The sequence below is a fragment of the Pseudoalteromonas sp. SWXJZ94C genome, assembly GCF_015864385.1.
GTDB lineage: Bacteria > Pseudomonadota > Gammaproteobacteria > Enterobacterales > Alteromonadaceae > Pseudoalteromonas.
On the sequence record NZ_JADYXF010000083.1, the window covers coordinates 1 to 8,754 of the forward strand.

Consider the following 8,754-nt stretch of genomic DNA (forward strand, 5'->3'; position numbering starts at 1 on the left):
ATCAAACAATATAGAGGGATAGCTACAAGGTATGAAAAGCTTGAACGGAATTATCATTCCATGCTCGCTTTAGCATTCACTATGATGTGGCTACCAATGTGGGCTGATTAATATATATACTACAAAGATCAACAGCCCCTAGTATTATTTAAGTATTTCAGCTAGTTCAAATAAGTCTTTTACTACATGATCTGGTTTTTTTGCTAATGGGTAAAGTGCTTTACCTGGGCGTGCAATAAAGGTCGTTTGTAAACCAGCTTGTTTAGCACCAGCTACATCCCAACCGTGCGCCGCTACCATCATTGCTTCACTTGGTTTTACATTTAGCTTTTTAAGTACCCACTCGTAAGCACGTAGATCCGGTTTATAAATTTTAATATCTTCAATACTGTAACGCGCATCAAAGTACGACGTTAAACCAGCGCTTTCAAACTGTGCTTGTACACCTTTGTTTGAAGAGTTTGTAAGGCTAACTAATTTGTAGCCTTGTGCTTTAAGTTTAGCCAAGCCTTCTTTAACATCGCTATGTGGCGGAAGTGTTAAAAGTGGAGTAACAATAGCTGTTTTAGCTTGCTCATTAGTAATTTTGATATTGTTGTTTTTAGCAACCATTGCAAGAGAAGCAACACCAATTTGACCAAAATCGTGGTAATCACCTGTTACAGTATCTACAAGTGAATGATGTAACATTGTAGAAAACCACAATGGTAATAAGTCTTCACGTCCGCCAAGTGCTTTACCAATCGAGGTACGCATTGACGTTAAATCAAGTAGAGTTTCGTTTACATCAAAAATAAGTACTTTAGGTTTTGCTTGTTCTTGTGCTTCATCAGCTATTGCATAGCCTGATACAAGGCTAGTACCTACAAGAAGTGAAAGTGTGATTGTTTTTAACGATTTTAAAATAGACATTAACTATTCTCCGATTCAAGTGCTGTCATTATATCAATAGGTTCTGCGCGTAATGTGTAGTCTTCGCTTAAAAATGCGTAAGTAATAATGCTATCTTGATTAATTACGTAGGTAGCCGGTAACGGAAGTTTATAACTTTTATCACCGTAGTAATGTTCAAAATCAATACCAAACTTAGTATACAAAGCTTGAATACGCTCATCTAGCGTAAATAATAAGCCAAATTGCTCTGCTACTTTATTGCTTACATCTGAAAGAACATCAAATTCAAGTTCATTCTTTTGTGCTGTAGATAACGTTTCGTCAGGTAATTGTGGTGATACTGCTACTAACTGTGCGTTTTGAGCTTTAAATTGAGGTAAGTAATCGTTCAGGGCTTTTAGCTCTAAATTACAATATGGACACCAACCACCACGGTAAAAGCTAACAATTACCGGGCCTTTTTTAAGTAAATCTTCAAGCTCAACGTTTTTGCCGTTGTGATTAGCTAGGCTAAAGTTTTCTACTTTTTGACCAATTTGCAAAGCGTTATCTTTAATATGCTGTGCAATCAGTTCTTCGTTTGTCGTGTTCATTAATGCTAAAACATCAGCCGGTAACTTGGCATCTTTTTCAACATTGTACGCATCTATTTGCGCTTTTAAACTCATGATAAAACCTCAATAATTGAACTGCGTTCGAGTATAGTGTTTTAGTTATTTAAATAAACATTGCAAAAGTGAAAGCTTCATTCGAAAATGTTAAACATTGAAAAGTATATATTGGCATTATTATGTATAACTTGAGTGACTTAGAAACGTTTATAGCGGTAGTCGAAAACAAGGGGGTACTTGCTGCAGCGCGTGAGCAACGCTTATCACCTGCAACAGTAAGCCATCGGCTAAGTAAATTAGAGCGTGAATTGTCTACTGTTTTAGTTTTTAGAGATAGCCGCAGAGTACGTTTATCGCCGGCAGGAGAGATTTTTTACACGCGAGTGGGGGCTATTATTGAGGCACTACATGACGCTGAACACAGTATTGGTGCACGCAGTTCTTCTGTTAGTGGTTTGTTAAGAGTAACGATGCCTCCTTGGGTTTTTTCAAAATATGTAATGCCAAAGTTAACTGAATTTGAGCAAAATTATCCTGAGCTAAAACTGGATTTTTTAATAACCGATCATTTTGTAAATGTAGTTGATGATGCACAAGACGTGGCAATTCGAGTTGGGCAACTAAATGATTCAGGTTTGCTTTCGCGAAAAATAGTTAACAATAGCCGTATACTTTGCGCAGCTCCTAGCTATATAGAAAAATATGGGATGCCTAAAAACTTAACGCAATTGAGCGACCATTACTGGGTATGTTTACCGTGGCAAAGGCAATTAAAGCTTTTTGATGAACAAGGTAAAATACACACGTTTAACGCGAGAACACGATTTACTATTTCTAATTCAGACAACATGACTCAAGCAGCGATTGCTGGTCATGGTATTGCAATTAAATCAATGATAGCAATTCATGAAGACATTAAAAATGGCACTTTAATAGAAGTAATGCCAGGTGTAATGGCACAAAGTGATGCACCGGTATGGTTTTTACGACCACAGAACAGCTTAACAACACGAAAAACTGACGTGTTTTACGATTTTATGAAGTCTTTATTTATTCCTTAATTTTTAACAGTTTTTTGTAGCCTCGTTTAAAGCCAACAAGTAATAAAAACCCACAAAGTTCAGCAAGCATTGCTATTAAAATGGCAGCAATAATAGCGGCAGTAATAGAGTCTTTTTTAAGTATTATTTGCCCTTCAAAATGAAGCCAAACTTGTTGTTTTATGTTTGTAAGATCACTCGATAAAGTAAATAAATATGGGGATTGGGTAAATTCATTTACTGCTTGTTGTAGGCTTTGTTGGCGTTTAAAAAGTGTATTTATATGATTCCCACCTTTACCAACTATATCATCACCTAAATTTTGGTAATGTTTAATGAGTTTACTCAAATCATTATTAAAGTATTGAGCTGCATCTTTTTTAAATGGTGCAATTGCCGTATTTGCCTCAACTAAATGTGCGTTGAGCGCTTGTCCAAAATTGCTAACAAAAGCAGGTATTTGTACACCAAGTAGTAAACCACATGCAAAAAAGCTAAGCCTTATGTAGTCTAAAAGTTTACTCATATATCTTCTCATTTATTTAAATTACCTAATGTTAACATCTGGGCTTGGTTTTTATGCTTAAAACTCGTAATCTAACGACCATACAAACAATAACAGGTGGGTGTTAAGGATGACGAAAAAAGTAAGTTTTACGTCAACATTTGTTGATGTTTCAAGTCAACTTAAACGTTTTGTATCACGTATTGTACAACCCGATGATGTAGAAGACATTGTGCAAGAAACGTTTATAAAAAGCTATGAAGCTGATTTAAAGCAAGATATTCAATTTACGCGTAGTTACATGCTCAAAACAGCTAAACATTTAGCGCTAAATCACATTGCAAAATGGGATAACAAATTTAGCGAGTCTTTAGAGCACGACAGTGAATTACCCACGTTGCTTAAATCAATGCAATTAGAAGACGAATACACTTCAAAAGAGCGCTTTTTACTTTTTTGCAAAGCAACCGAGCAATTAAGCTCATCAATTCGAAAGTGTTTTATATTAAAAAAAGTATATGGCATGAGTCAAAAAGAAATAGCAGAACAAATGCAGCTAAGTCAAAGTACTGTTGAAAAACACATTGCCAAAGGATTATTACAAACAATATTGTATATGCGAGAGCATGACCGGAATATTAATGCGCATAGCGATAATATTCCAACGTCACTGCAACCGCTGTCTACTCAGAGGGTAGCAAAATGAGTAATGTGCATCAGTTTACCTCAAAAGACTTAATTTTAGAAAAAGCCTGTGATTGGATAAGTGCGATTGATCGCGGACTTAATGATGACGAAAAAGAGCAATTTAAATTATGGATGATGCAAAGTACGGCTCATCAAGATGCCGTATACGAGCTAGCCCATTTATGGGATGAGCTGTCGGTATTAAATGAATTAAGTAGTTTATTTCCTCATCGCAGTACCGTGCCACAAAAATCTAACTGGGTATTTTCGTATTCAATAGCAGCGAGTTTATTTGCTGCGTTAATGGTGTGCAGCTATTTACTCATTAATTTAGAAAGTGGTTACAGCCAAGAGTTAGCAAAGATTAATTACACTAAAATTTATAAAACGAAAGTAGGCGAGCAAGCCACATACGTATTACCTGATGGCACTATTGTTCAGTTAAATACCAATAGTTTATTAGAGGTCGCATACAGCAAAGGACGTAGGCAATTACTTTTAAGCAAAGGTGAAGGGCGATTTAATGTTGCAAAAGATGCTACCCGCCCGTTTAGTGTTATGGCTGGCGATAAGAGCTTTACGGCTTTAGGCACTGTATTTAATGTTCAACGCAATACCTCTTCAGATTTAGAGCTGGTAGTAACTGAAGGTAAAGTTATGGTTACCGATCCAAGTGTTGCTGTAGATGCTAATGATTTTAAAGCCTATCAACTTGCTAATAACAGCACACAAAAAATTCGAAAAATTAACGCAAACATTGTTACCTCAGGCGAAAAAATCATTATTCAAAAAAGCATTACTAAACCAATTACTCAGTTATCTGTTGACGATGTACAACGAGATTTAGCATGGCAAAACGGCATGCTTATTTTTAATGGTGAAGAGCTAAGTGATGCATTAAATGAAGTTAGCCGCTATACCTCAACACGTTTTGAGCTTTCATCTGCAGAGCTTGGCAGTATTAAAGTTGCGGGAGTATTTAAAGCAGGTGACGTTGAAGGATTACTTGAGAGTTTACAAACAAACTTTTCAATTGATCATGAGCGTTTAGGTGAATACGTAGTCAGTCTTAAACACCATACAGAATCATAAGTAGCAGTTATGCAAATTAAGAAAATGTTAGATAAAGTTGCACCAATAAAGACTGTAAGTAAAAAAAACATTAAAAAAAAGAAACAAAACTATAGAGGATTTTTGTTTGCCACCTGTTTGTATAAGTTGCGCAGTAACCAAACGCATTTATTGAGTGGCTTTAGTGTGCTTGTACCGGCTTTTTTGAGCTTAAGTGTACAAGCAGCTACACAAACCACTGGGCAAATGGTGCAATTTGATATCAAAGCGCAGCGAGCAGATAAAGCCTTAATTGAATTTGCTAAACAAACAGAGCAAACCGTGATGTTTTCTTATGAGTTAGCAAAGCAGTACGATGCAAATTCGGTTTATGGATTTTACACCCAGTTAGATGCCTTACAGGCATTGTTAAGTGGGACCCAACTCGATGCGGTTGTTGATCAAGATGGTTTACTGAGTATAAAACTCAAACAAATCAACAGGAATGATAACAACATGATTAAGCTTTCAGCGGTCAGTGCAGCTATATTACCAGCGTTACTTGCAGCAAATTCGCAAGGCGTAAATGCAGCAGAAGATGTTGCTCAAGAAAAAATTGAAAAAATTGCTATCATAGGTAGTCGTGTAGCGGGTCGTTCAGTTGAAGATTTACCCGTTCCAGTAGATATTTTGAGTGCAGAAGCACTTGAAAATACAGGCCAGACAGAAGTGGGTCGCATGTTACAGGCTATTGCCCCTTCTTTTAACTTTTCAAGTTCAGCTATTAGTGATGGTACTGATGCATTAAGACCTGCGACACTTCGTGGTTTAGGTCCAGATCAAACCTTAGTGCTGATCAACGGTAAACGTCGTCACCAAGCAAGTATTATTCATATTAACTCATCGGTAGGCCGTGGTACTGCGGGTACCGATATGAATGCAATTCCAGCTTCTGCAATTAAACGTATTGAAGTATTACGCGACGGTGCTGCTGCGCAGTATGGTTCGGATGCAATTGCTGGTGTAATTAATATTGTACTTAAAGATGGTAGTGAAGGTGGTAAAGCCGCTATAAATTACGGGCAATATTCTGAAGGCGATGGCGAAACTGTTAACCTAGATTTTAACAAAGGTCTTGCTTTAGGCGACGACGGATATGTAAATGTAACACTTAATTATCGCGACCGAGCGCCAACAAATCGTGCCGGTGTACATGGTTCGTGTCAGTTTTATGGTTGTACAGAACTTAGCGATGGTACTTTATTAGCCGGTGACCCTCGCGAACTTACAGCAGATAGAGACACTTTTAGAATTGGTGATGCAGACTCACAACAATTTGGTTTAGTTGTGAATACGGGTTACCAATTAGGTGATGGCGAGCTTTATGGTTTCATTACTTACTCTACACGTGATAATGAATCGGCAGCATTTTTCCGCCATAATGCAAATGCAGATGGTAACTCTGTTTTACAAGATAACGACGCAACTATTCCGCTAGGTTTCTTACCAAAAATTAATACGACTATCGACGATATCTCTTATAACTTTGGTTATAAAACTGAGTTTGATAACGACGCTAGTTTAGATATTTCTTATACTTACGGCGAAAACAGTATTGATTACACAACAAGTGACACTATCAATGCTTCTTATGCTAACTTTTTACGTTACGATCAAGGTTTAAGTGCCGCTGATATTCGCGCAACGATCCCACGTGAAGCATATGCTTACGGTATGGAATTATCACTACAAACACTCAATATTGATTTTACTCAAAACTTTGATGATTACTCTTTAGCGATGGGTGCTGAAATACGTACTGATGAATACCGCATTTTAGAGGGTAATGAATACGCATACCGTGATTACGATACTAACAATGGTGTGAGCATATACGATGGTTTAAGCGGCGGAATAGGCTCTGAAGATGCGTCGGGTGGAACGCAAGGTTTTGGTGGTTCATCGCCAGCATCGTCGGTTGATGAGTCGCGAGATGTAATTTCGTTTTACTTAGACGCAGAAGCCTATGTAATTGATGATGTAATTTTATCAGGTGCATTACGCTACGATAATTACAAAGGTTTTGGCGATACAGTCAACTTTAAACTTGCTGGTAACTGGTCAATAACGGATGCCGTTTCATTACGTGGTGCGTTAAGTTCAGGTTTTAGAGCGCCTTCAATGCAGCAATTGTACTTTAACAACATAAGTACACAGTTTGTTATTGGTCCAGATGGCACGTTAGTAGCTGAAGAAGTAGGTACTTTTAGAAATGACTCAGCACTTGCGCAAAGTTTAGGTATTCCAAAACTTAAAGAAGAAAAATCGCAAAACCGCAGTTTAGGTATTGTTTATAACGTTACAGATAACATTAACGTAACGGTTGATTACTACTCAATAGATATCGACGACCGTATAGTTATAAGTAACCGTTTAGGTAAAGGTTTATCTTCAAGCTTAGATGCTGCATTAGTTAGCTCAGGTGCAGGAGCTGGTCAATTTTTCTTAAATGGAGCTGATACAGAAACTCGCGGTGTTGATTTTGTAGCAACATGGAATACTGAAGGCTTAGGTGGCACGCTTGATTTTACATTAGCAGCTAACTTTACTAAAACTGATGTTGTTTCATTATTTACACCATCAGGTTCAGGTTTAGAAACTGTGCCAGTTGAAGATGTATTCTCAGACCAAGAAATTTCAATCATTGAAGAATGGCAGCCTGAAGATCGCATTAACTTAAGTGCGCTTTACCAAAATGAAGACTGGACGGTTAATTTATCGCTTAATCGCTTTGGTGAATACACAGTTGAAGATGGTGGCAGCCAAACTTATTCAGCAGAAATTTTAACTGATGTAAAAGTTAATTATTTTGTAACTGAAAATTTATCTGTAAATATTGGTGCAAACAACTTGTTTGATGTTTACCCAGATAAGAATGAAATTGGTAACTCTCGCTCGGGCACAATTGTAGATGCTAATGGCAATACAGTGGTAAGTAGCTCTGGCGTGTTTGAATACTCTCGTCGCTCAGCTCCATTTGGATTTAATGGTGCTTATTACTATGTAGGCGCAGAATACCGTTTTTAAAGATAACACTCCCTATTGTTATTTATAGTTAAAGGGCCGTAAGGCCCTTTGTTTATTCTAAATGCTTATTTAGAGACTAGGGCAATAGAGTAGTTCTCATACTCTTTAATATTGTTCATTACATTCATCAATGTATTGTGATTACTATTTTCGTCAGCTTTTATCAATACCGAACTTATTTCATATTTTGCAGCAAACATTGCTAAGTTAGTAGAGACTTGCTCTAAGTCAATCAACCTATCAGCAAAGTACACTGCGTTACTTTCATCAATACTAAATAACGCATTTTTAACTGGTTTGTCTATTTGAGGGCTATCGAGCGGGCGGTTTAATTCAATAGCTACCGGTTTTACAAAAGATGTAGTTACAATAAAGAAAATTAGTAATATGAACACTATATCAAGCATAGGTGTCATATCTACATCAGCATTATTTTGCAGTTTAGTTAGTTTACTTTTCATATTGGACCTTACTTTTAGTTAAATGCTGCGGCGCCACAGCGAGGTTTTAGGATCCTATTAACAAAACTAGCACAGCTAAAATAAAGTGTGGTTAATTAAATATTCTAATAATATTAAATATTTGTATAAATTATGTCGCACTATGTAATATTTAAATCATCGATTATTTAAAGGCAATAAAAAACCCAGCACAAGGCTTAATGCCGATCAGTTAAGAAATATTTAACGATCCATTGACCGATCTTCTGGTTAGTTTATAAAGGCTTCTGAATTTATTCAGGAGCCTTTTATTTTGCAACTCACTACCGCACTTTCTCTAGCCAATAGCTACGCACCCAATTCAGAAGGCTTCCTGTTGAGATGGCCGTTTGGACAGTCATTTGTATGTCGTTTTATCGTGAAGACCCACTGTGGAGTAT

At 37.0% G+C, this 8,754-nt stretch carries 8 protein-coding genes and 1 pseudogene; 5 read left to right on the top strand and 4 right to left on the bottom strand.

The genetic code is table 11. The features are described 5' to 3' along the window. Positions 1–111, top strand: a pseudogene (locus tag I6F65_RS20545) (IS5/IS1182 family transposase); the annotation flags it as partial. A 33-nt stretch (positions 112–144) separates the two neighbouring features. On the opposite strand, the gene I6F65_RS20550 reads toward I6F65_RS20545, so the two are convergent. Together I6F65_RS20550 and I6F65_RS20555 are read right to left on the bottom strand one after the other, a co-directional pair. Beyond that, on the bottom strand, positions 145–912 hold the full coding sequence (locus tag I6F65_RS20550; RefSeq protein ID WP_024612895.1) for a haloacid dehalogenase type II: 768 nt from the start codon (positions 910–912) through the stop codon (positions 145–147). Further along, positions 912–1,562, bottom strand: a complete 651-nt coding sequence (locus I6F65_RS20555) for a peroxiredoxin-like family protein (protein WP_197114680.1) — start codon at positions 1,560–1,562, stop codon at positions 912–914. Before I6F65_RS20555 ends, I6F65_RS20550 begins: the two co-directional genes overlap by 1 nt. A gap of 122 nt (positions 1,563–1,684) precedes the next feature. Here I6F65_RS20555 and I6F65_RS20560 point away from each other — a divergent pair, with 122 nt between their 5' ends. After that, on the top strand, positions 1,685–2,566 hold the full coding sequence (locus I6F65_RS20560) for a LysR family transcriptional regulator (protein ID WP_166114955.1): 882 nt from the start codon (positions 1,685–1,687) through the stop codon (positions 2,564–2,566). On the opposite strand, the gene I6F65_RS20565 is transcribed toward I6F65_RS20560, so the two are convergent. Further along, on the bottom strand, positions 2,556–3,071 hold the full coding sequence (locus tag I6F65_RS20565; RefSeq protein ID WP_197114682.1) for a DUF2937 family protein: 516 nt from the start codon (positions 3,069–3,071) through the stop codon (positions 2,556–2,558). The genes I6F65_RS20560 and I6F65_RS20565 overlap by 11 nt on opposite strands. A 109-nt stretch (positions 3,072–3,180) precedes the next feature. On the opposite strand from I6F65_RS20565, the gene I6F65_RS20570 reads away from it, so the two are divergent. Genes I6F65_RS20570 through I6F65_RS20580 form a run of 3 tightly spaced genes read left to right on the top strand, consistent with a single transcriptional unit; the run spans position 3,181 to position 7,874 of the window. Beyond that, positions 3,181–3,756 carry an RNA polymerase sigma factor gene (locus I6F65_RS20570; protein WP_024612899.1) on the top strand — a complete coding sequence of 192 codons (576 nt, stop codon included), beginning with the start codon at positions 3,181–3,183 and terminating at the stop codon, positions 3,754–3,756. Continuing rightward, positions 3,753–4,829, top strand: a complete 1,077-nt coding sequence (locus I6F65_RS20575; RefSeq protein WP_166114961.1) for a FecR family protein — start codon at positions 3,753–3,755, stop codon at positions 4,827–4,829. The genes I6F65_RS20570 and I6F65_RS20575 overlap by 4 nt, the downstream gene beginning before the upstream one ends. A 9-nt stretch (positions 4,830–4,838) precedes the next feature. Next, the gene (locus tag I6F65_RS20580; protein ID WP_197114684.1) at positions 4,839–7,874 is read left to right on the top strand and encodes a TonB-dependent siderophore receptor; all 3,036 of its coding nucleotides are present in this window, start codon (positions 4,839–4,841) and stop codon (positions 7,872–7,874) included. A gap of 65 nt (positions 7,875–7,939) precedes the next feature. On the opposite strand, the gene I6F65_RS20585 is transcribed toward I6F65_RS20580, so the two are convergent. After that, on the bottom strand, positions 7,940–8,335 hold the full coding sequence (locus I6F65_RS20585; RefSeq protein ID WP_166114969.1) for a biopolymer transporter ExbD: 396 nt from the start codon (positions 8,333–8,335) through the stop codon (positions 7,940–7,942). Positions 8,336–8,754: the final 419 nt, after the last annotated feature.

Bases quoted from the DNA above. Each gene is read 5' to 3' on its own strand.
- I6F65_RS20580 (WP_197114684.1), top strand. From the start codon at position 4,839: ATGCAAATTAAGAAAATGTTAGATAAAGTTGCACCAATAAAGACTGTA.
- I6F65_RS20560 (WP_166114955.1), top strand. From the start codon at position 1,685: ATGTATAACTTGAGTGACTTAGAAACGTTTATAGCGGTAGTCGAAAAC.
- I6F65_RS20550 (WP_024612895.1), bottom strand. From the start codon at position 912: ATGTCTATTTTAAAATCGTTAAAAACAATCACACTTTCACTTCTTGTA.
- I6F65_RS20570 (WP_024612899.1), top strand. From the start codon at position 3,181: ATGACGAAAAAAGTAAGTTTTACGTCAACATTTGTTGATGTTTCAAGT.
- I6F65_RS20565 (WP_197114682.1), bottom strand. From the start codon at position 3,071: ATGAGTAAACTTTTAGACTACATAAGGCTTAGCTTTTTTGCATGTGGT.
- I6F65_RS20555 (WP_197114680.1), bottom strand. From the start codon at position 1,562: ATGAGTTTAAAAGCGCAAATAGATGCGTACAATGTTGAAAAAGATGCC.
- I6F65_RS20575 (WP_166114961.1), top strand. From the start codon at position 3,753: ATGAGTAATGTGCATCAGTTTACCTCAAAAGACTTAATTTTAGAAAAA.
- I6F65_RS20585 (WP_166114969.1), bottom strand. From the start codon at position 8,335: ATGAAAAGTAAACTAACTAAACTGCAAAATAATGCTGATGTAGATATG.